At 62.2% G+C, this 21,125-nt stretch carries 16 protein-coding genes, 1 tRNA gene and 3 pseudogenes; 14 read left to right on the top strand and 6 right to left on the bottom strand.

Annotated elements, in window-relative coordinates:
- Nucleotides 1–289 precede the first annotated feature (289 nt).
- From ETW23_RS10170 to pdxH, 4 genes are all read right to left on the bottom strand, one after another.
- Nucleotides 290–366, bottom strand: a tRNA-Pro gene (locus ETW23_RS10170).
- Between the two features lie 43 nt (nucleotides 367–409).
- Nucleotides 410–847 carry a DUF192 domain-containing protein gene (locus tag ETW23_RS10165; protein WP_205877398.1) on the bottom strand — a complete coding sequence of 146 codons (438 nt, stop codon included), beginning with the start codon at nucleotides 845–847 and terminating at the stop codon, nucleotides 410–412.
- 43 nt (nucleotides 848–890) lie between these two features.
- Entirely contained in the window at nucleotides 891–1,430 is a 540-nt protein-coding gene (locus ETW23_RS10160) for a cold-shock protein (protein ID WP_134829917.1), read from the bottom strand.
- Nucleotides 1,431–1,565: 135 nt separating this feature from the next.
- A complete protein-coding gene (pdxH, locus tag ETW23_RS10155) occupies nucleotides 1,566–2,171 on the bottom strand; it encodes a pyridoxamine 5'-phosphate oxidase (RefSeq protein ID WP_129370932.1) in 606 nt (201 codons plus the stop codon).
- A 132-nt stretch (nucleotides 2,172–2,303) separates the two neighbouring features.
- Here pdxH and fabI point away from each other — a divergent pair, with 132 nt between their 5' ends.
- From fabI to trpE, 5 genes and pseudogenes are all read left to right on the top strand, one after another.
- Complete coding sequence (fabI, locus tag ETW23_RS10150; protein ID WP_129370933.1) at nucleotides 2,304–3,107, top strand: enoyl-ACP reductase FabI; 804 nt, start codon at nucleotides 2,304–2,306, stop codon at nucleotides 3,105–3,107.
- A gap of 73 nt (nucleotides 3,108–3,180) precedes the next feature.
- A complete protein-coding gene (gene gpt, locus ETW23_RS10145) occupies nucleotides 3,181–3,684 on the top strand; it encodes a xanthine phosphoribosyltransferase (RefSeq protein WP_129370934.1) in 504 nt (167 codons plus the stop codon).
- A 167-nt stretch (nucleotides 3,685–3,851) separates the two neighbouring features.
- Nucleotides 3,852–5,027: an aminotransferase gene (locus ETW23_RS10140; protein ID WP_134829916.1), complete on the top strand. Its 1,176-nt coding sequence runs from the start codon at nucleotides 3,852–3,854 to the stop codon at nucleotides 5,025–5,027.
- A 118-nt stretch (nucleotides 5,028–5,145) separates the two neighbouring features.
- Nucleotides 5,146–6,987 carry a peptidylprolyl isomerase gene (locus tag ETW23_RS10135; RefSeq protein ID WP_134829915.1) on the top strand — a complete coding sequence of 614 codons (1,842 nt, stop codon included), beginning with the start codon at nucleotides 5,146–5,148 and terminating at the stop codon, nucleotides 6,985–6,987.
- Nucleotides 6,988–7,002: 15 nt separating this feature from the next.
- Nucleotides 7,003–8,513 (top strand): annotated as a pseudogene (trpE, locus tag ETW23_RS10130) (anthranilate synthase component I).
- A gap of 86 nt (nucleotides 8,514–8,599) precedes the next feature.
- Here the strand turns inward: trpE and ETW23_RS10125 are convergent.
- A complete protein-coding gene (locus tag ETW23_RS10125) occupies nucleotides 8,600–10,117 on the bottom strand; it encodes a polysaccharide deacteylase family 2 protein (protein ID WP_134829914.1) in 1,518 nt (505 codons plus the stop codon).
- A gap of 189 nt (nucleotides 10,118–10,306) precedes the next feature.
- On the opposite strand from ETW23_RS10125, the gene ETW23_RS10120 reads away from it, so the two are divergent.
- The 7 genes and pseudogenes from ETW23_RS10120 (at nucleotide 10,307) to lexA (ending at nucleotide 15,908) form a co-directional block, all read left to right on the top strand.
- Nucleotides 10,307–10,888: an aminodeoxychorismate/anthranilate synthase component II gene (locus ETW23_RS10120; protein WP_134829913.1), complete on the top strand. Its 582-nt coding sequence runs from the start codon at nucleotides 10,307–10,309 to the stop codon at nucleotides 10,886–10,888.
- On the top strand, nucleotides 10,885–11,904 hold the full coding sequence (gene trpD / locus ETW23_RS10115) for an anthranilate phosphoribosyltransferase (RefSeq protein ID WP_134829912.1): 1,020 nt from the start codon (nucleotides 10,885–10,887) through the stop codon (nucleotides 11,902–11,904). Before ETW23_RS10120 ends, trpD begins: the two co-directional genes overlap by 4 nt.
- A pseudogene (locus ETW23_RS10110) lies at nucleotides 11,901–12,571 on the top strand (uracil-DNA glycosylase). Before trpD ends, ETW23_RS10110 begins: the two are co-directional and overlap by 4 nt.
- 11 nt (nucleotides 12,572–12,582) lie before the next feature.
- Nucleotides 12,583–13,395, top strand: a complete 813-nt coding sequence (gene trpC / locus ETW23_RS10105) for an indole-3-glycerol phosphate synthase TrpC (RefSeq protein WP_134831295.1) — start codon at nucleotides 12,583–12,585, stop codon at nucleotides 13,393–13,395.
- Between the two features lie 12 nt (nucleotides 13,396–13,407).
- A complete protein-coding gene (gene moaC / locus ETW23_RS10100) occupies nucleotides 13,408–13,878 on the top strand; it encodes a cyclic pyranopterin monophosphate synthase MoaC (RefSeq protein WP_134829911.1) in 471 nt (156 codons plus the stop codon).
- Nucleotides 13,879–15,053: pseudogene (gene glp / locus ETW23_RS10095) on the top strand (gephyrin-like molybdotransferase Glp).
- Between the two features lie 147 nt (nucleotides 15,054–15,200).
- A complete protein-coding gene (gene lexA / locus ETW23_RS10090; protein WP_134829910.1) occupies nucleotides 15,201–15,908 on the top strand; it encodes a transcriptional repressor LexA in 708 nt (235 codons plus the stop codon).
- Here lexA and ETW23_RS10085 read toward each other — a convergent pair.
- Complete coding sequence (locus tag ETW23_RS10085) at nucleotides 15,905–17,971, bottom strand: ComEC/Rec2 family competence protein (protein ID WP_134829909.1); 2,067 nt, start codon at nucleotides 17,969–17,971, stop codon at nucleotides 15,905–15,907. The two genes, lexA and ETW23_RS10085, sit on opposite strands and share 4 nt — an antisense overlap.
- 79 nt (nucleotides 17,972–18,050) lie before the next feature.
- On the opposite strand from ETW23_RS10085, the gene gltX reads away from it, so the two are divergent.
- The gene (gene gltX / locus ETW23_RS10080; RefSeq protein ID WP_134829908.1) at nucleotides 18,051–19,451 is read left to right on the top strand and encodes a glutamate--tRNA ligase; all 1,401 of its coding nucleotides are present in this window, start codon (nucleotides 18,051–18,053) and stop codon (nucleotides 19,449–19,451) included.
- Nucleotides 19,452–19,578: 127 nt separating this feature from the next.
- Complete coding sequence (locus ETW23_RS10075) at nucleotides 19,579–20,874, top strand: citrate synthase (protein ID WP_129370948.1); 1,296 nt, start codon at nucleotides 19,579–19,581, stop codon at nucleotides 20,872–20,874.
- The last annotated feature ends 251 nt before the right edge of the window (nucleotides 20,875–21,125 follow it).

Below are 21,125 nucleotides of genomic sequence, written 5' to 3'. Positions count from 1 at the left end.
CCAAAGGTGATGGGTGTGTAAAACCATGCAGCTGCACTGGCTGACAACGGGGCGCACAGGTTAGAAGCGATTTTCTTTTGGCTTCCTGCCACGGACCTTAGGACAGCCGGTCTCCGATTAACCTTCTGATGCGGCTCAGCGGCAATTGGTTAAGGGTGTCTTAACAGTGCATTAAGAAAGTCCTAACACCCCCGATTGAACTGCGTAGGTTCAGTTCACCAAATACGGGAAACGAATCTTTGCCCTGGGTTTTACCCGGCAAAGATTCGCTGCATTTATTGAAGAAGTATGGTCGGGGCGGCGAGATTCGAACTCACGACCCCCTGTACCCAAAACAGGTGCGCTACCAGACTGCGCCACGCCCCGGACCGTGCGCCTTCCTATCTCTGCCAAACTGATTTGAAAACCCCTAACAGGGCCAAACTGCACCGTTGCGGGAAAAAACTTCGTGGCGCATCTGCGAGCCTGCCGCGATACCGTATTTGCGGGCAAGCCCGCCGTTGATTTCCAGCACCGCAAAGACAGCGTCACCCCCGGGAATCGGGGTCAGATCGCCAGGCACGGCGTTCTCGTGAACCGAGGTCACCAACCCGTGTTCATTCAGAAAAATGATATCGAGCGGGATCAGAGTATTCTTCATCCAGAACGCCGCAGGCTGCGGGCTGTCATAGACAAACAGCATCCCTGCCCCGCGCGGCAGGTCTTCGCGGAACATCAGCCCCTGGGCACGCTCCGCCTCTGTACCGGCAATTTCAACGGTAAATCCCGCCTGCCCCCAGTCGCCGCGAAGATCGGCCTGTGCAAGCTGGCAGCCGGACGCCAGCGCGGTGCCGGCGGCAAATGTCATGCAGGCGCCCAAGCTCCACTGAAGCAGGCGCCGCATCAAGACCTCAGTCCTCGTCGCCGGGGAGCATTGCAGCCTCCCAGGCCAGCACTTCAACCGCCATGCGGCCGCGTTTGCCGTCGATCACCCGCATTGCCAAAGCTTCCCCCGGCTGCAGATCCGCCAGCCCGGACTGCCGCAGCACTTCGACATGCAGGAAAACATCCTCGCCGCGGCCAAAGACATTGGCAAAACCGAACCCTTTGCCCTTGTCGAACCATTTGACCCGGGCAGGCTCCAGCGGTTCGTTCTGCAGGCTGGTCATGTCCAGTTCGGCAAAATCGCTCAGCACCGGGGTGTCATCACGTTCGGGCGGCTGAATAGAGACCACTTCAACGGCCTGGACACCGCGGTCGGTCTGATGGGTTACAATCTCGATCCTGGCGCCATCCGCGACAGAGCTTTGGCCGAAATTACGCAGTACATTCACGTGGAGCAGAATATCCGCGCCGCCCTCGTCAGATACGACAAATCCGTATCCTTTGGCCGGATCGAACCACTTCACCAGCCCCTGGATTTGCTGCAAGCTGCTCAGATCTTCTGCCACGTACTTTTCCCTACCGCGTTTTTTTTATTTTGATGGTGCCCTGATGCGCGATTCTGACCTTGGATTTCAAGCTAAAAAGTCTAGAAATTGTCATGAAATTACTCTTGACCCAAGGTAAGCCATTGCCGCTTCCGCTCAAGGATTGAGCCGCAGGATTTCCCATTCTGCAGCTGCGTTCTTGCGGCGCCAGCGAAACCGGTCATGCAGCCGGAATGCGCCATCTGCCCAAAATTCTATCTCAACCGGAACCAGGCGGAAACCGCCCCAGAACGGCGGACGGTCCGGGTTCGGACCCTTCATGGCTGTGACCTTTGCCACCTCGGCCATCAGCGTGCCGCGGCTGTCCAGCGGCTGTGACTGCTTTGAGGCCCAGGCCCCCAGCCGGCTCTTGAGCGAGCGGGACTTGTAGTATTCATCCGCCTGCGGCCCGTCTTCGCGGGTGATGGTGCCGCGCACCCGGATCTGGCGGCGCAGCGATTTCCAATGCACCACAAAGGCGGCCTTGCCGGCCTGATCCAGCTCCTGCGCCTTGGCGCTCTCGTAATTGGTGTAGAATACAAAGGCGCCGTCTTCGATTTCCTTGAGCAGAACCATGCGGCTGTTCGGCAATCCGGTCTCATCCACCGTGGCCAGGGCAATGGCGTTGGGATCGTTGGGTTCGGCCTGTTCCGCCTCTCCCAGCCAGGACCGGGCGATGGCAAACGGATCGTCACCTGCAAATATACCTGTACGGTCGGACATCGGGCACCTCTTTGCGGATTTCGCTGCAACCTATGCAGCTTCCTGCCCCGCGACAAGGGCGTGCACCCTTGAAGCGGCCCGCGCGGCATACTAAACACCCTCTAATTCACAGATCACAGGCGGAGAACCTGCATGTCTAATCACCTGATGGCCGGCAAGCGCGGCCTCATCATGGGCCTGGCCAATGACAAATCCATCGCTTGGGGGATTGCCAAGGCCTGCGCCGATGCTGGCGCCGAGCTTGCCTTTTCATATCAGGGCGACGCACTGAAAAAGCGGGTCGCCCCGCTGGCGGCGCAGCTGGGCAGCGATATCGTGCTGCCGTGCGACGTCTCGGACGAAGCGTCCATTGACGCCTTATTCGCCGGTCTGGAAGCCAAATGGGGCAAGCTGGACTTTGTTGTCCACGCCATCGGCTTTTCCGACAAGAACGAGCTGCGCGGCCGCTATGTCGACACCAGCCGCAGCAATTTCCAGATGACCATGGACATCTCGGTCTTCTCTTTCACCGCGGTGGCAAACCGCGCTGAGAAGATGATGAGCGAGGGCGGCTCGCTGCTGACCCTGACCTATTACGGTGCCGAGCAGGTGATGCCGCACTATAATGTGATGGGTGTGGCCAAGGCAGCACTGGAAGCTTCGGTCAAATACCTGGCCGAGGATCTGGGCAAGGACGGCATCCGCGTCAACGCGATCTCGGCCGGCCCGATCAAGACCCTGGCCGCCTCCGGCATCGGCGATTTCCGCTACATAATGAAGTGGAACGAATACAATTCGCCGCTGCGCCGCAACGTGACCACTGATGACGTCGGCAAATCCGCGCTTTACCTTCTGTCCGACCTCAGCTCCGGCGTGACCGGCGAGAACCTGCATGTCGATGCCGGCTATCACGTGGTGGGCATGAAGGCGGTGGATGCACCGGATATCTCCAAGTAACTGAATACAGAAAGAAACCCAGGGGCATCCTGGGTTTCTGCAAGCTGACGCGACTTTGCGGGGAGCAAGTAACATGACCGATCGTCTGCCGCACGAAAAAGGCTTTCACATCAGCTGGGACCAGATCCACCGCGACAGCCGCGCCCTGGCTTGGCGGCTGGACGGGCAAGGCCCTGATGATGGCGCATGGCGCGCAGTCGTGGCAATCACCCGCGGCGGCATGGCGCCGGCTATGATTGTCAGCCGCGAGCTGGACATCCGCACCGTCGATACCATCTCGGTGCGGTCCTACCACCACCAGTCCCAGGGTGAGGCCGAAGTGCTGAAGGCACCCGATGCAGATCTGATGGGCGATGGCGAAGGCATCCTGATTATCGACGATCTGGTCGACAGCGGCAAAACCCTGGATCTGGTGCGTCAGCTGTACCCCAAGGCGCATTTTGCCACCGTCTATGCCAAGCCCAAGGGCCGGCCGATGGTGGACACTTTCATCACCGAAGTCAGCCAGGACACCTGGATTTTCTTCCCCTGGGACATGGCGCTGCAATATGTGGAGCCCTACCGCGGCAAGGATTGATCCTGTCCGGACAGAAAGCCCCAAAGGCGCGCGTTACAGCGCGCCTTTTTCTTTGGCCATGCCGGCACCCGCCGTTACCGCTTGAGCTGTCCATTCCGCCGTGCCAGACATGTGCCGGCGCCCGGTCCGGCGCACCTGACATTATCTGCTGCCGCCCGGAGCCTCACATGCCCCTTCCCCGCACCCAAGCCACATTTGTCTCGCCCATCGTCGAATCGCGCCGCTGGGTGGCCGGGGTTGAATTCCCGCCAGAACGCCCGCTGCTGAATGTCAGCCAGGCCGCGCCGGCAGAAGCGCCGCCCCAAGGACTGCGCCAGGCACTCGCAGATGCAGCGCTCAATGATGTTGAGGCGCATTTATACGGTCCCGTCCTGGGCAATGACCCGTTGCGCCGGGCGCTGGCGCGGCAGATATCCGGCCACTACCAAGCAGACGTGCGGGCAGAGCAGGTTGGTATCACCTCCGGCTGCAACCAGGCCTTTGCCGCTGCGATTGCCGCGCTGTGCGGCGAGGGGGATGAGGTGATCATCCCCGTGCCCTGGTACTTTAACCACAAGATGTGGCTGGACATGGCCGGCGTGACTGCCATGCCTCTGCACGTTGGGGCCGGTATGCTGCCGGACCTTGCTGCCGCTGAGGCGCTGATCACCCCCCGCACCCGCGCCATCGTGCTGGTCACCCCTAATAACCCTTGCGGCGTCGAATACCCTTCCGGGCTGGTGCGGGCTTTCTTTGATCTGGCCCAAGCCAGGGGCATTGCCCTGATCGTGGACGAAACCTACCGCGATTTTGACAGCCGCGAAGGCGCGCCGCATGGGCTGTTCCAGCTGGATGGCTGGGACCGGACCCTTATCCACCTCTATTCCTTCTCCAAGGCTTACCGGCTGACCGGCCACCGGGTCGGTGCGGTTGCTGCTTCGCCGGACAAGATGTACGAAATGGAGAAGTTTCTGGACACCGTCACCATCTGCCCCTCGCAGCTGGGCCAGGCCGGCGCCCTTTGGGGAATTGAAAACCTGCAGGGCTGGCTGGCCGGAGAGCGGCAGGAAATCCTCGACCGCCGCGCAGCAATCGAAGACGGGTTTCCTGTTCTGGCCGCCAAGGGCTGGAAGCTGCTCGGATGCGGTGCCTATTTTGCCTATGTCGCGCATCCGTTCGACCTGCCGTCGGAAGACATCGCCAAACGGCTGGTGTCAGAGGCTTCGGTTCTGATGCTGCCGGGTTCCATGTTCATGCCCGCAGATGATCCGGATGGCGCGCGCCAGTTCCGCATTGCCTTTGCCAATGCGGACCGGACAGGCATCCAGACGCTGTTTGACCGGCTGGCCGCCTTTAATCCCTGATCACGCAGCAGTTTGATCCGCAACCATCTTGCCCCTCTGCGGGCAGCCGCGTATTCAGTCAGCGGCATTTCCCGCCGCAAGGCGACCCCTTGCACGGCAGAACAATAAAGAGGGCATCATGGCCGCAGGCATGAAAAAGCTATCCAAAACCTTTGTCTGGATCCTGATGGGGATGCTGATCGTCGGCCTTGCCGGATTTGGCGCGGTGAATTTCACCAGCTCCGCCTCCTCGGTTGCCAGTGTCGGCGACGAGGAAGTCAGCATCGGCACCTATGTGCGGGAATTGCAGCGCGAGCAGCGCGGGCTGCAGGCGCAAACCGGCCAGGCCGTTTCCATGGCGCAGCTCAGCGCCTTTGGTCTTGACCGGGTGGTCCTTGGCCGCCTGATCTCGCTGGCAGCGCTCGATCACGAGGCGAAGGGCCTGGGCTTGTCGATCGGTGACGAAAACCTGATCGAAGAGCTGGGCGCCATCGATGCCTTCCAAGGCGTGAACGGCGCTTTTGACCGCGAGGCCTATAGCTTCGCCCTCAGAAACGCAGGCCTGTCGGAAAAAGAATTCGAAGAGGACCTGCGCCGCGAAGCCGCCCGCACCATCGTCCAGAACGCGGTATTGTCCGGCACCGAAATGCCGGGGATCCTGACCGAAACCCTGACCGGTTTCATCGGCGCACGCCGCAGCTTTTCCTATGTGCAGATCAACGCCGCTGACATCGCCCTGACCGCCCAGGTTCCTGCGGATGCCGAGCTGCAAGCCTTCTACGAGGCGGCACAGGACCAGTTCATGCTGCCGGAAACCAAGGTGATCACCTACGCCGCGCTGCGCCCATCGATGCTGCTGGACGAAGTGGAGATCGACGAGGCCGCCCTGCGCCAGCTGTTCAATGACCGCTCCAGCCAGTACCAGGTGCCCGAGCGCCGTCTGGTGGAACGTCTGGTATTTGCCGATGACGATGCTGCTGCCAGCGCCAAGGCACAGCTGGAAACCGGCGGTGCGACATTCGAAAGCCTGGTTGATGCCCGCGGCCTGACCCTGCAGGATATTGACATGGGCGATGTGACCATGGGCGCGCTCGGCGCTGCAGGCACCGATGTGTTTGCCGCCCAGGTCGGCGATGTGGAAGGCCCCCTGCCCTCTGATCTTGGCCCGGCGCTGTACCGTGTGAACGGCCGCCTTGAGGCCCAGATCACGACCTTTGAACAGGCAATGCCGGACCTGCGCGAGGAACTGGCGTCCGACCGCACCCGCCGTCTGGTAGAGGCCCAGGCCGAAGACATCGACGACCTTCTGGCCGGTGGCGCTACGCTTGAAGAACTCGCAACCGAAAGCGGGCTGGAGCTGGTTCAGATCCATTGGACAGACAATGCCAGCGATGGCATCGCAGCTTATGAAGGCTTCCGCACCGCCGCCGCCGCCGTCACCGCCGAGGATTTCCCGGCTGTGGACTTCCTGGACGATGGCAGCCTGTTCGCCCTGCGCCTGGACGAGGTCCTGCCGGAACGTCCGGAACCCTTTGCCGATGCCAAGGATAAGGTCCTCGCCGCATGGCAGGCCGACCGCCTCGCCACCGCGCTGCGTGAGCAGGGCGAGACGCTTCTGGCCCAGGCAGAGAGTGCCGGCGGCTTTGCCGAAGGGGCTGAAGTCAAAACCGAGACCGGCCTGACCCGCACAGCCTACATCGACACAGTACCCGCAGACCTGGTCACCCAGGTCTTCGAAATGGAGGTCGGAAACTTCCGCCTGCTGCAGGATGCGGAGTCGGCTGTGGCCGTCCGCCTTGACGGTATTCTGCCGCCGGAAGCCAGCGATGACATGAACCTGCTCACCCAGGCCTTGCAGGCGCAACTGAACCAGGCCCTGGCCCAGGAGCTGTTCCAGGCCTATGTGCAGGACGTCCAGGCCCGCGCCGAACCCCGTGTCGACCAGCAGGCGCTGAATGCAGCGCAGGCGAACTTCCAGTAATCAAGGCAAGCACCAATGGCTCTGACCCCCGATTTCGACACATTCGCCAAGGCTTACGAGGCCGGCGAGAACCAGGTCGTTTACACCCGCCTTGCCGCCGATCTCGACACGCCTGTATCGCTGATGCTCAAGCTGACCGGCGCCCAAAAGGACGCCTTCATGCTGGAATCTGTCACCGGCGGCGAGGTGCGCGGGCGCTATTCGATCATCGGTATGAAACCTGATCTGGTCTGGCGCTGCCACGGCGATCAGTCCAGCCTGAACCGCTCAGCCCGGTTTGATGCGGATGATTTCACCCCGCAGGACGGCAACCCGATGGACAACCTGCGGGCGCTGATTGCCGAAAGCAGGATCGACCTGCCCGATGATCTGCCGCAGGCCGCAGCCGGGCTGTTCGGCTACTTGGGCTATGACATGATCCGCCTGGTTGAACACCTGCCTGATGTGAACCCCGATCCGCTCGGCCTGCCCGACGCGCTGATGCTGCGCCCCTCGGTGATTGCCGTGCTGGACGGGGTCAAGGGCGAGGTCACCGTGGTCTCCCCCGTCTGGTCCAGCGATGGCCAGACCGCCAAGGCCGCCTATGCCCAAGCCGCCGAACGGGTGATGGACGCGGTGCGCGATCTGGAACGCGCCATGCCCGCCGAAAGCCGCGATCTGGGTGACGCGGATGAAGTTGCACCGCCGGTGTCGAACTTCACCAAGGACAGCTACATGGCCGCGGTGGAAAAAGCCAAGGACTACATCCGCGCAGGCGACATCTTCCAGGTGGTGCCGGCACAGCGCTGGACGCAAGCCTTCCGCCAGCCGCCTTTCGCGCTTTACCGCAGCTTGCGCCGCACCAACCCGTCGCCCTTCATGTTCTACTTCAACTTCGGCGGCTTCCAGGTGGTGGGCGCGTCCCCGGAAATCCTGGTCCGCGTTTTCGGGCAGGAGGTCACCATCCGCCCGATCGCAGGCACCCGCCCCGCGGCGCCACACCCGAAGAAGACAAGGCGCTGGAACTGGACCTGCTGGCCGACAAGAAAGAACTGGCCGAGCATCTGATGCTGCTGGATCTGGGCCGCAATGACACCGGCCGGGTCGCAAAAATCGGCACCGTGCGCCCGACCGAGAAGTTCATCATCGAACGCTACAGCCACGTGATGCACATCGTCTCCAACGTCGTCGGCGAACTGGCAGAGGACAAGGACGCGCTCGACGCTTTCTTTGCCGGGATGCCCGCAGGCACCGTCTCCGGCGCCCCCAAGGTCCGGGCGATGGAGATCATCGACGAGCTGGAGCCGGAAAAACGCGGTATCTATGGCGGTGGTGTCGGCTATTTCTCGGCAGGCGGCGACATGGACATGTGCATTGCCCTGCGCACCGCCATCGTCAAGGATCAGAGCCTCTATATTCAGGCCGGCGGCGGCGTGGTCTATGACAGCGACCCGGAAGCGGAATACATGGAGACTGTCCATAAATCCAATGCCATCCGCCGCGCGGCAGCGGACGCTGCCCGTTTCACCGGCAACGGCAACCGCTAGGACTTGCAGCGCAGGACTGTTCTGCGGCTTCTTTCTGGTTCAAAATACCCTCGCCGAAGGCACGGCGCCCGCCTTGGGCGCCGTTTTTACTTGGCCGGCAGGTTTGCTTCCAAACTGGCCGAGACCGGCGCCAGCGCAATCCGGGCGGCCCGGTCCTGCAGGCCCCAGATCAGCAGCGCTGAAATCGTATCAGGGCGCAACCGTCCAAGCATGATCACCGCGCCTTCCTGCCCGGCCCGGAACGCTGCCTGATCCAGAAACCGCCGGATCGACCGCGGGTTTTGACCGGCTCCGTCAAAGTCGCGGAACACAACACCGGCCGGCACACCATCGCGCAGCGCCAGTTTCTGCACCGTGTTCAACCCGCTGTCCTGGGTCACCAGCCCGTAGCCGGCCGAGGCCGCAACCGCTGCAACCTGATCCGCCAGCGCCCGGTTGCCCTGCACCCCGGTCCCGATGCCTTCGAGGATCGCCATGGCCTCCGGCAGCTTGCCGCGCCAGACCTCCAGCGCCGTCTCCGCGTCCTGCGGCGACGCAGATCGCGGCAGATCCGCCAGCATCAGCACTTCGAACCCCGCCGCCCTGCGCGCGACCATCTTTGATGCAGCCTGCGGGTCTTCCGGATCAATGGCAAAGCTCAACGGATAGGGGAATTCCGCCAGCGCTTCGGCCCCGACAGCCCCCTCGTCGTCGATCAGCACAATCGACATCAGCGGCCGGTCTTCCGGATTGTCAAAAGGTTCGGCATAGGCGGTAAACGGCGTCTGGTCCGATACCCCCGCAGTGGCAAATCCGGCGTCCTGCGGCTTGTCCCGGTCGGTCAGCGGAACAACCGGTGTGCCGATACTTGGTGCCAAAGCCTCTTGCCCTGCAACCGCAGATTCCTGACCTGTTTCGCTGTCAGAAATACTCTCGCCGCTGTCGCCGCCAGCCTCTGGCAGAACCGGTGCCGCACCGATTACCGGCAGCGTGATAGCCTGCGGCGCGCTGCCGATATCCGGCGCCAGAACAGCAGAGGTCTCCGGTGTCTCAACCGGAACCGCCATGGCATCAGGCTGCGCAGCCTCTGCCGTATCCTCTTGCGCAATTTCGGGCGCCTCGGGCGCGGGTTCCGGTGCTGGCTCGGTGGCAGCAATAACGGCAGACTCAGCGCCCGGGGCCTGCGGCACCGCCGGCTGAACGGCCTGCGGCAGAGGCGCATCCGGTCCCTTTGCCAAACCCGGTGCTGCCGCTGTTTCCGGATCGCTGGAAGCGATAAGCGCCGCTGACTGCCCGACCTCAGGTTTGCCGGCCGGCGCGGTATCCGCCCCTGCAAGCGCGTTCAGGTCATCGCTGCCACCGGTTTCGGCCGGCGCGGCCGGCTGTGCCTCAACAAGATCTGCATCACGTCCCTGGCTGCTGGCGGGCGGACCGGCAGCGTCCGTGGCGGCGTCGGTGCCGCCGTTTGGCATCTGCGGCGCATCGCCAGGATCATGCGCGGCAGGGGCCGGCACCGCTGCGGTATCGGCACCGCTGTCCGGCAAGGGCACCGACAAAGACAGCATCGCCAGCCCGCCCGCGGCCAGCAATGCCCCGACACTCACGCCGCCCAGAAATCCACGCATGCCTGTTTTGCCTCTCAATCCGTTTTCGGTGCCGCGCCGTTCCAGCGTGCCTGAGCGAACCCTGTTTCTGTTCACTCCGGCATTCGCCTATCCTGCCCTTGACGCTGCCCCGTATCCCTGAACATGTATGTTTCGACCACTATACTGCGGCGTGCCCTCCGCCCGCCACCCTTAAAAGAGCCCGCTACGATGCTGCTGCTGATAGACAACTACGATTCCTTTACCTACAACCTCGTCCATTATCTGGGTGAGCTGGGCGCGGAAATGGAAGTCCGCCGCAACGACGCCATCAACGTGCAAGAAGCCATGGCAATGAAGCCCTCAGGCATTCTGCTGTCGCCCGGTCCCTGCGACCCGGATCAGGCCGGCATCTGCCTGGCGCTGACCGAAGCCGCAGCCGAAACCGGCATACCCTTGCTGGGTGTTTGCCTGGGCCATCAGACCATCGGCCAGGCCTTTGGCGGCAAGGTGATCCGCTGCCACGAGATCGTGCACGGTAAGATGGGTAAGATGCACCACAAGGATACTGGTGTTTTCAAAGGCTTGCCGACACCTTTTGACGCAACCCGCTATCACTCTCTGGTGGTTGAGCGCGACAGCCTGCCGGATTGCCTGGAAATCACCGCTGAACTGGAAGACGGCACTATCATGGGTCTGCAGCATAAGGAGCTGCCGATCCACGGAGTGCAGTTCCATCCGGAATCGATTGCATCTGAGCACGGTCACGCGCTGCTGAAAAACTTTCTCGACGTGATGCAGGTGCCCGCATGAGCGACCGCCTGAAACCGTTGATCGGTGCTGCCGCAGAACGTTCCCTCACCCGCGAAGAAGCCGAAACCGCCTTCACTCTGCTGTTTGAGGGCGAGGCCACGCCCAGTCAGATCGGCGGCCTTCTGATGGCGATGCGCACCCGTGGCGAAAGCGTTGACGAATACGCTGCTGCCGCCGCCGTGATGCGCGCCAAATGCAACCCGGTGAAAGCGCCTGCAGGTGCCATGGACATCGTCGGCACCGGCGGTGACGGCAAGAACACCCTCAACATCTCCACCGCCACTGCCTTTGTGGCGGCCGGCGCAGGCGTGGTGGTTGCCAAACACGGTAACCGCAACCTCAGCTCCAAATCCGGCACTGCCGACATGCAGTCCCAGATGGGCATTAACGTGATGGTCGGCCCGGAAGTGGTTGAAAAGGCAATAAATGAAGCCGGTATCGGCTTTATGATGGCCCCCATGCATCACCCGGCAGTGGCACATGTAATGCCCACCCGGTCCGAGCTTGGCACCCGCACTATCTTTAACATCCTCGGCCCGCTGACCAACCCGGCCGGCGTGAAACGCCAGCTGACCGGCGCTTTCAGCCGCGCAATGATCCGGCCGATGGCGGAAACGCTGAAAGCCCTGGGGTCGGAACGCGCCTGGCTGGTGCACGGTTCTGACGGCACGGATGAGCTGACAATTACCGGCGTCAGCTGGGTCTCCGCTTTGGAGGAAGACGGCAGCATCCGCGATGTCGAACTCCACCCCGAGGACGCAGGCCTGCCGGTGCATGACTTTGACATGATTGTCGGCGGCACCCCTGAAGAAAACGCAATGGCCTTCCGGGTGCTGCTGCAAGGCACGCCCTCTGCCTACCGGGATGCGGTGCTGCTGAACGCCGCCGCTGCGCTGGTTGTCGCGGGTAAGGCTGCCGACCTCAAGGAAGGTGTCGCGCGCGCGGCCGAGTCCATCGACAGCGGGGCGGCCAAGTCCAAGGTCGAGGCACTGGCGCGGATCACCTCAGCCGCATGACCGATCTTCCGCCGGGGCTGGGCGCCTGGTCCAGCCTGCCCTTTTTCACCGACCACTGGCCCGGGATCGCAGCTGCAATTGCTGAGGATCCCCGGACCGTCCTGCCGCCCGCGCATCAGCGGTTCGCTGCGCTGGAGCTGACCCAGCCTGAGAACACTCGCGTGGTGATCCTGGGGCAGGATCCCTATCCGACGCCGGGCCACGCCCATGGGCTCGCCTTCTCAGCCGAGCCGGACGTCCGCCCTTTCCCCGCTCATTGTCCAATATTTATAAGGAATTGGAGGATGATCTTGGCGTCACCCGCCCGAATGCGGACCTGCACGGCTGGGCGCGCCAGGGTGTTTTGCTTTTGAACACTGCGCTGTCAGTTCCCGCAGGCGAGGCAAACGGTCACAAGCACTTTGGCTGGCACCACCTGGTGCATCAGGTGCTGGAACTGGCCTCACAAACCCCCACCGCATGCATTCTGTGGGGAAATGCTGCACAAAAGCTTGAAAAACATATCAAACCGGGCGATCACCTGATCCTGAAAACAGCCCATCCCTCGCCGTTGTCGGCGCGGCGCGGTTTCTTCGGGTCCCGGCCCTTTTCAAAAGTGAACAATTGGCTCGCCGCCCGCGGTGAAACTGCCATAGACTGGAACGCAGGAACGGAGGCCCAGGCATGAGTGAAACTGGTATGACCAAAAACGTGCTCGACAAGATCAAGGCCTACAAACTGGAGGAAGTCGCTGCCGACAAGGCCGCCAAACCACTGGAGGCGGTCGAAGCCGAAGCGCGCGATGCCTCCCCGGTGCGCGGCTTTGCCGACAGCTTGAAACAAGCCAACCGCAGCGGTTACGGTCTGATTGCCGAGATCAAGAAAGCCAGCCCCTCCAAGGGGTTGATCCGCCCTGATTTCGAACCAGCTGAACTGGCCAAGGCCTATGAGGACGGCGGCGCGACCTGCCTGTCTGTCCTGACCGACACCCCCAGCTTCCAAGGCGCCAAGGAGTTCCTGACCCAAGCCCGCGCGGCCTGTTCGCTGCCTGCGCTGCGCAAGGACTTCATGTATGACACCTATCAGGTGGCTGAGGCCCGCGCCCTGGGCGCCGACTGCATCCTGATCATCCTCGCCTCGGTCTCAGACGCCCAGGCGCAGGAGCTGGAGGAAAGCGCCTTTGACTGGGGCATGGATGTTCTGCTGGAGGTGCATGACGCCGAAGAGCTGGAGCGCGCCTGCAACCTGAAATCGCCGCTGATGGGCATCAACAACCGCAATCTCAAGACGTTTGAGACCACACTGGACACCACCCGGGAACTGTCGCGCATGGTGCCAGCCGACCGCACCATCGTTTGCGAAAGCGGTCTGTCCACGCCTGAGGACCTCAGCGACATGGCCCGTTACGGTGCGCGCACTTTCCTCATCGGCGAAAGCCTGATGCGGCAGGACGATGTCGCCGGTGCCACCCGTGCGCTGCTCGCCAATCCGCTGATGCCTGGCATGATGTAAAGGAGGATCGCAATGAGCCTCACCCATTTCGACACCAAGGGCGACGCCCATATGGTCGACGTCTCAGACAAGGCTGTGACTTCGCGTATCGCCACCGCTGAGGGCCACATTACCATGGCCCGGGAAACCTTTGATATCATTGCTGAAGGCCGTGCCAAGAAGGGCGATGTCCTGTCGGTGGCCCGTCTCGCGGGCATCATGGGCGCCAAGAAGACGCCCGATCTGATCCCGCTCTGCCACCCTCTGCCGGTGACCAAGGTTGCGGTGGAGCTGACACTGGACCCGGACCTGCCCGGCGTGCGGGTTGAAGCGACGGTCAAGACCACCGGCCAGACCGGGGTTGAGATGGAGGCGCTCACCGCCGTCTCCACAGCCGCGCTCACCGTCTATGACATGGCCAAGGCCGTGGACAAGGCGATGCAGATCGGCGGCATCCGCGTGACGCTGAAAGATGGCGGAAAATCAGGCAAGTACGAGGCGTAAATGATCCCGGTCAGCGAAGCCCGCGCGCATCTTTTATCGCTTGTTCAACAGCTTGAAACCGAACAGGTGCCGCTGGCACAGGCCGCGGGCCGGGTGCTGGCGGCTGATCTGCAAGCGCGCCGTGATCAGCCGCCGTTCTCCGCCTCAGCAATGGACGGTTACGCTGTGAACGCCGCTGAGGTTGAGCAGCACGCCATGTTCAAGGTGATCGGCGAAGCCGCCGCCGGTCACGCATTTCAGGGTCGCGCCGGCGCGGGCCAGGCCGTGCGTATCTTTACCGGTGCACCGGTACCTGAAGGCGCAAGTTTCGTTGTTATACAAGAAGATACAACCCGCAACGGCGACCTTATCACCATCACCGGCGCCCCCGGCAGCAACCACAACATCCGTCCTCGCGGCGGCGATTTCACCGATGGCCAGACCGTCACGACCCCCAAGCGCCTGACACCGGCTGATATTGCCTTGCTGGCCGCCATGAACATCCCCGCGATACCCGTCACCCGCCGCCCTGAGATTGCACTGATCTCCACCGGCGACGAATTGGTGATGCCCGGCGGTACCCCCGGACCGGACCAGATCATCGCCTCCAACACCTTTGGCCTCAAAGCGATGCTCGAAGACCTTGGCGCCCGTGCCCGCATCCTGCCCATCGCCCGTGACACCGAAAGCTCGCTGTGCACGGCCTTTGAACTGGCCGAGGGCGCTGATCTGGTTGTCACCATCGGCGGCGCCTCGGTTGGTGATCATGATCTGGTCGGCAAGGTGGCGCAGGATCTCGGGATGGAGCGCAGTTTCTACAAGGTTGCTATGCGCCCCGGCAAACCGCTGATGGCCGGCCGGATGAATGGCGCTGCTATGGTTGGCCTGCCCGGCAACCCAGTTTCGGCCATGGTCTGCGGCCACGTGTTTCTGGCCCCGATGGTGCGATCCATGCTGGGATTGCCTGCACCATCGCAGCAGCAGTTGCTGACGGCCGTCCTTTGCGCCCCCTGACGGCCAATGGCCCGCGCGAGCACTACATGCGGGCAAATGTGCAAAACGGCCAGTTGCAAGCGTTTGACAACCAGGACAGCTCCCTGCTCACCATTTTGGCCGAAGCCAACGCCCTGCTGGTCCGCCCGCCCAAGGACGGCGCGCGCAGCGTAGGCGATACTGTGCAATACTTGCCGATTTAAACCCCTTTCAGCTTTGCAAAAATACTCCCGCCGGAGGCACGCGCCCCAGGCGCGTTCTCTTTTACGCCACGCCAGGGACTGCGATATTGACACAAAACGGGAACATGCGTAGAACAAAAGAAAACCCGAGGCGCGGAGGGAGCGGCGATGCTCACAAAAAAGCAACTGCAACTGCTGGAATTCATTCACAAACGTCTGCAGCGCGACAGCGTGCCGCCCAGTTTCGATGAAATGAAGGTCGAATTGGACCTGCGGTCTAAATCGGGCATTCACCGGCTGATCACTGCATTGGAAGAGCGCGGATTTATCCGCCGCCTGCCGCACCGCGCCCGCGCGATTGAGATTATCCGCCTGCCGGAAAGCCTGGGCGGTGCACCGGACGGACAGGGCTTTGCGCCAAAGGTGATCGACGGCGGTCAAACACAGCCTTCGCCCTCCGCGCCTGCCGCCGCAAAGCCAATGCGCCAGGCTGCTGTGGAACTGCCGGTGATGGGCCGCATCGCCGCTGGTGTGCCGATCGAGGCGATCAGCCAGGTGTCGCATCAGGTGGCAGTTCCGGGCGGTATGATCGCGCCGAACGGCCAGCATTTCGCGCTGGAGGTCAAGGGCGACTCGATGATCGAGGCCGGCATCAATGACGGCGACATCGTGGTGATCCGTGAAACCGGCACGGCAGATAATGGCGATATTGTTGTTGCATTGGTCGAGGGGCACGAGGCGACGCTGAAACGCTACCAGCGCCAGGGCAGCATGATCGCGCTGGAAGCCGCCAACCCGGCCTATGAAACCCGGCGCTACCCGGAAGATCAGGTGCAGATCCAGGGCCAGCTGGTTGGGCTGATCCGCACTTATTAAGGGTTTTCCTGGCCAAGAATCCTCCGGAGGCGGCTGATTTCAGCCCCCTCCGGCTGCCATCCTGTCCACAGCCGCTGTCCAGACACACTGCGGGATGTCTGCAGACCGCCTGTCGCGGTCACGGCGATGCTGCCCGTTTGACGCATCACTGCCGGTGTCAGCAGCAGACAGTTCTCCGGCGTTTGCGCCGTAACTGTGGAAACGATGATGTCTCCCTTTTTACAGGCACTTGCCTGCGCGAACTTACGTTTCCCAGGCGCATGAACCAGCCGGAATCCCGGTCCTTGCCAAATCGGCAAAGCCTCTGTTTCACCCCTCCAGCGCGCCGCGGCGGCGATCTGCCCTGCCGGGTCGCCATCATTCTCCAGCCAGATTTTCGCAGTAAACCCCTGCCCTTTGGCCCGGGACAAGGCCCGGCCGTGCGGCGACATCACGCCAACCAGCCCGCCAGAATCAGCAATCAGGACAACAGGACGCTCTGCCGCGCCCCACATCAGCAGCGCACAGGCCGCTGGCAGCAGCCCTGCCAGCCGCAGCCACCCTTGCCAGATCACCGCAAACAGCATGCCCGCAGCAAACAGCGGCAGAACCCCTACGCCCGGCGCGGGCACATGCGACAGCGCCCCTTCGAATTCCGAAACGGCCTGCGCGACTGCCAGGATCCAGTCCAGCCCCCATCGCATAACTGTCAGCCCGATCATCTCCAAGCCAAACGGCGCCAGGCACAGTGCCAGCACCGCAGCCGGAATAACAACCGAGCCCATGACCGGAACAGACAACAGGTTCGCCAGCAGCCCGTAATGCGGCACCGTATTGAAATGCGCCGCAGCAAAGGGAGCGGTTGCCGCGCCGGCCACCGCAGATGAAATCACCAGCGCCAGAACCGGCCGCAGCCATCGCGGCCCCAACGGAACCTCCCCATCCCGCAGCGCGGCAAAGACCGCAACCAGTGCCGCCGTTGCGGCGAAACTCATCTGAAAACCAGGGCTCAGCAGGCTTTCCGGGCGCCGCAGCAGCACTATCCATGCGGCCACCGCCACTGCGCGCAGGGTAATCGCCCGCCGGTTCAGCAGCACAGCGCCAAACATCACCGCCACCATGACAAAGGCCCGTTCTGTCGCCACATTACCGCCTGACAAGGCAAGATATCCCGCGCCAGCAATCAGCGCCGCAAGCGCTGCCAGTTTCTTGACCGGCCAGCGCAGGGCAATGACAGGTATCAGATTGAACGCAACTCTCAGCGCCGCAAAGACAAATCCGGTGAGCAGCCCCATATGCAACCCCGAAATGGCCAGAAGATGCGCCAGGTTGCTTTGCCGCAGGGCAGTCAGCGTTTGTTGCCCCACGCCGCTGCGGTCGCCGGTGGTAATTGCGGCTGCAAACCCGCCCGTCTCTCCTGCTATACGGTCTTGCAAGCCCTGCGCCATATTCCTGCGCAGGCGTTCCACTGGCAGGCCTTGGCCGGGTGCCTTTGCCAGCAGCACCGGAACCCTTGTGTACCCCAGACCGCCCAGCTGCTTGAACCAGGCATGGCGGCGGAAATCGAACCCGCCGGGTTCGGCAGGCCCTTGCGGCGGCAGCAAATGCGCGGTGGTCATGACCCTGGCGCCGGGCGGCGGCACCTGTTCCTGCGCCTTCAATGAAATGCGGACACGGGCCGGCGTGTCTTCCGCCGCCACCCGGTCCAGCCGAACCTGATCCAGGGTCAGCCGCAGGGCGTCGGTCGGCGAGCGGTCGACAGCCACGACACGTCCCTCCACCGCCCCGTAATAGCGGAACTCCAGAACCGGAGCCGACACCCGGTGCGCCCGTGCCCCGGCCAGGCACAGCCCCGCCGCCGCAAGTGCAGGCGCCCACAGTAAAAACGCCAGCGACCGCCGGGACATGGCGCCGGCTGCCATCAGCAGCGCACACATCGCCAGCCCGGCAAACACGGTGGCGCCTGGCTCCGACTTCAAAGAAAAATAGGCTCCGATCCCGGTCCCGAGAAACACCGGGGTCCAGGGGAACAGATGTCCCCGCTGCGCCTGCAGCAGGTCTGCAATGGCTGTGCTCGGCCGCATGCTTGCCCCCCGCCTTCTGGCCCGGTAGACAGGCTGAAACTCTAAACCTCACATGGTTTCCAAAAGGTAAATCCCGCTCATGACCCAACCGGTTGTCACCCGTTTCGCGCCTTCTCCCACCGGCTTTCTGCACATCGGCGGCGCCCGTACCGCGCTGTTCAATTGGCTTTATGCCCGCGGCCGCGGCGGCAAGTTCCTGCTGCGCATTGAAGACACCGACCGCGAACGCTCCACGCCCGAGGCGACCGCCGCCATCCTGCAGGGCATGGCGTGGCTGGGCCTGGATCATGACGGCGAGGTGATCAGCCAGTTTGAGGGCGCAGACCGCCACGCCGAGGTCGCCAGGCAATTGCTGGACGAAGGCAAGGCCTATAAGTGTTTTGCCAGCCAGGACGAAATCGCCGCCTTCCGTGAACAGGCCAAGGCCGAAGGAAAATCCACCCTCTACCGCTCGCCTTGGCGCGACGCAGATGCCTCCAGCCACCCGGATGCAGCTTTTGTGATCCGCATCAAAGCGCCGCAAAGCGGCGTTACCGTTATCAAGGATGAGGTTCAGGGCGACGTCACCATCAGGAACGATCAGCTTGATGACATGATCCTGCTGCGCTCGGACGGCACGCCGGTTTACATGCTGGCGGTTGTGGTCGACGATCACGATATGGGCGTCACCCATGTGATCCGCGGCGATGACCACCTGAACAACGCCGCCCGCCAGATGATGATCTATGAGGCGATGGGCTGGGACGTGCCGGTATGGGCGCATATCCCGCTGATCCACGGGCCGGACGGCAAAAAACTGTCCAAACGCCATGGTGCCTTGGGGGCGCAGGAATACCAGGCGATGGGCTATCCGGCGGCCGGCATGCGCAACTATCTGGCCCGTTTGGGCTGGTCGCATGGCGATGACGAATTTTTTACGGACGATCAGGCCAAGGCGTGGTTTAACTTTGATGGCATCGGCAAAAGCCCGGCCCGGTTCGACACCAAGAAGCTGGAGAATCTCAGCGGTCAGCATATCGCCGTTAGCGACGACGCCGCACTGCGGCAAGAAATCAGCGCCTATCTGGCCGCAGCCGGAGAAACTGCCCTGACTGACGCACAGTCACAGGGGCTGGAAGCTGCGATGTATTGCCTCAAGGACCGGGCACGCACCTTCCCTGAACTGCTTGAAAAAGCGCATTTTATCCTTTCATCACGGCCAATTGACCGGGATGCGAAGGCAGAAAAGGCGCTATCTTCTGTATCCGATGGTATACTGGGTGAATTGACGCCGCAGCTGCAAAATGCTAGCTGGGTCCGTGACGATCTGGAGGCGCTTCTGAACGCATTTGCAGAAGCCCATGATACCAAGTTCGGCAAGCTGGCAGGCCCTTTGCGGGCAGCACTGGCGGGCCGGGCGGTAACGCCTTCGGTGTTCGATATGATGCTGATTCTGGGCCGCGATGAAACCATTGCCCGGCTCCAAGACGCAACAGGCTGAAACCGGTCCTTAACTCCCGGGTAAGCCTGTTTTGATAACACAACCCCTGCGCGACTCCGCGCAGGCGCTGCCCCGCATGAAGACGCCTGCACGGCCGCTCTCGTGCCTGTAACAGGAAGGGACATCCATGACCGAGACACAGAAATCTGCCACGCTCAGCCTGAATGGCGAAACCTACGAGCTGCCCATTTTCTCGCCAACGGCCGGGCCCGATGTTCTCGACATCCGCAAGCTCTACGCGAAGGCAGGTGTGTTCACCTATGACCCGGGCTTCACCTCGACCGCCAGCTGCGACAGCACCATCACCTATATTGACGGCGACAAGGGCGAACTGCTGCACCGCGGCTACCCGATCGACCAGCTGGCATCGAAATCGCACTACCTCGAGGTTTGCTACCTGCTGCTTTACGGCGAACTGCCGACCGTCACCCAGCTGGAGGATTTCGAGACCCGTGTGACCCGTCACACCATGGTGCATGAGCAGATGCACAACTTCTTCCGCGGCTTCCGCCGGGATGCGCATCCGATGGCGACGCTGGTTGGCGTGGTCGGCGCGATGTCGGCCTTCTACCACGACTCGCTGGATGTCACCGATCCGTGGCAGCGCGAAGTCGCCGCCGTGCGTCTTATCGCCAAACTGCCGACCATTGCCGCGATGGCCTATAAATATTCGATCGGCCAGCCGTTTGTGTATCCGAAGAACGATCTGGATTACGCAGCCAACTTCCTGCACATGTGCTTCTCGGTTCCGGCTGAAGAATACCACGTGAACCCGATCCTGAGCCGGGCGATGGACCGCATCCTGACCCTGCACGCGGATCACGAACAGAACGCTTCCACCTCGACCGTGCGTCTGGCCTCTTCCTCGGGCGCAAATCCGTTTGCCTGTATCGCCGCCGGCATTGCCTGCCTCTGGGGTCCGGCCCATGGCGGCGCCAACCAGGCCTGCCTGGAAATGCTCAAGGAAATCGGCTCGGTCGACCGCATCCCCGAGTTTATCGCACGCGCCAAGGACAAGAACGATCCGTTCCGCCTGATGGGTTTCGGCCACCGCGTCTATAAAAACACCGACCCGCGCGCGACCGTGCTGAAGCAATCCGCGGACGAGGTTCTGGATCTGCTCGGCGTCGAGGACAACCCGCTGCTGCAAGTTGCCAAGGAGCTGGAGCAGACCGCGCTGAACGACCCCTACTTCATCGAGAAGAAACTGTTCCCCAACGTCGATTTCTACTCGGGTATCATTCTTGAGGCGATGGGTTTCCCGACGTCGATGTTCACCCCGATCTTTGCGCTGTCGCGCACCGTCGGCTGGATCTCGCAGTGGAAAGAGATGATCGCCGATCCGCAGAACAAGATCGGCCGCCCGCGCCAGCTGTACCTGGGCGAGACCATGCGCGATTACATCGACATCGAAAAGCGCTGACCGCCAGATGCAATGAACATTCAAACGCCCCGCAATTCGCGGGGCGTTTTCTTTTGCGGTCTCCAAGGGGGACTGTGTTTTTCGGGGCTAGGCCCGAAGGCAATGCCACCGCAACAGCCATAAAACAGCGACAATTCCGGATCCTTACTCAGACCGTTTCTATGGAAAGTTCAATATTTAGAAATATTTGACTAAGACAATCAATCTCAATACCAAACCGTCAGGTTTACTTACTTCTGGCAGGGCGGCCC

Source organism: Leisingera sp. NJS201 (genome assembly GCF_004535885.1).
In the GTDB taxonomy this organism is placed as follows: Bacteria; Pseudomonadota; Alphaproteobacteria; order Rhodobacterales; family Rhodobacteraceae; genus Leisingera.
This window is presented reverse-complemented; position numbering and strand designations above follow the sequence as displayed.

What these genes read in the sequence shown, in the direction of transcription:
- ETW23_RS10165 (WP_205877398.1), bottom strand. Translation starts at nt 847, where the DNA reads ATGACATTTGCCGCCGGCACCGCGCTGGCGTCCGGCTGCCAGCTTGCA.
- pdxH (WP_129370932.1), bottom strand. Translation starts at nt 2,171, where the DNA reads ATGTCCGACCGTACAGGTATATTTGCAGGTGACGATCCGTTTGCCATC.
- fabI (WP_129370933.1), top strand. Translation starts at nt 2,304, where the DNA reads ATGTCTAATCACCTGATGGCCGGCAAGCGCGGCCTCATCATGGGCCTG.
- gpt (WP_129370934.1), top strand. Translation starts at nt 3,181, where the DNA reads ATGACCGATCGTCTGCCGCACGAAAAAGGCTTTCACATCAGCTGGGAC.
- ETW23_RS10140 (WP_134829916.1), top strand. Translation starts at nt 3,852, where the DNA reads ATGCCCCTTCCCCGCACCCAAGCCACATTTGTCTCGCCCATCGTCGAA.
- ETW23_RS10135 (WP_134829915.1), top strand. Translation starts at nt 5,146, where the DNA reads ATGGCCGCAGGCATGAAAAAGCTATCCAAAACCTTTGTCTGGATCCTG.
- ETW23_RS10125 (WP_134829914.1), bottom strand. Translation starts at nt 10,117, where the DNA reads ATGCGTGGATTTCTGGGCGGCGTGAGTGTCGGGGCATTGCTGGCCGCG.
- ETW23_RS10120 (WP_134829913.1), top strand. Translation starts at nt 10,307, where the DNA reads ATGCTGCTGCTGATAGACAACTACGATTCCTTTACCTACAACCTCGTC.
- trpD (WP_134829912.1), top strand. Translation starts at nt 10,885, where the DNA reads ATGAGCGACCGCCTGAAACCGTTGATCGGTGCTGCCGCAGAACGTTCC.
- trpC (WP_134831295.1), top strand. Translation starts at nt 12,583, where the DNA reads ATGACCAAAAACGTGCTCGACAAGATCAAGGCCTACAAACTGGAGGAA.
- moaC (WP_134829911.1), top strand. Translation starts at nt 13,408, where the DNA reads ATGAGCCTCACCCATTTCGACACCAAGGGCGACGCCCATATGGTCGAC.
- lexA (WP_134829910.1), top strand. Translation starts at nt 15,201, where the DNA reads ATGCTCACAAAAAAGCAACTGCAACTGCTGGAATTCATTCACAAACGT.
- ETW23_RS10085 (WP_134829909.1), bottom strand. Translation starts at nt 17,971, where the DNA reads ATGCGGCCGAGCACAGCCATTGCAGACCTGCTGCAGGCGCAGCGGGGA.
- gltX (WP_134829908.1), top strand. Translation starts at nt 18,051, where the DNA reads ATGACCCAACCGGTTGTCACCCGTTTCGCGCCTTCTCCCACCGGCTTT.
- ETW23_RS10075 (WP_129370948.1), top strand. Translation starts at nt 19,579, where the DNA reads ATGACCGAGACACAGAAATCTGCCACGCTCAGCCTGAATGGCGAAACC.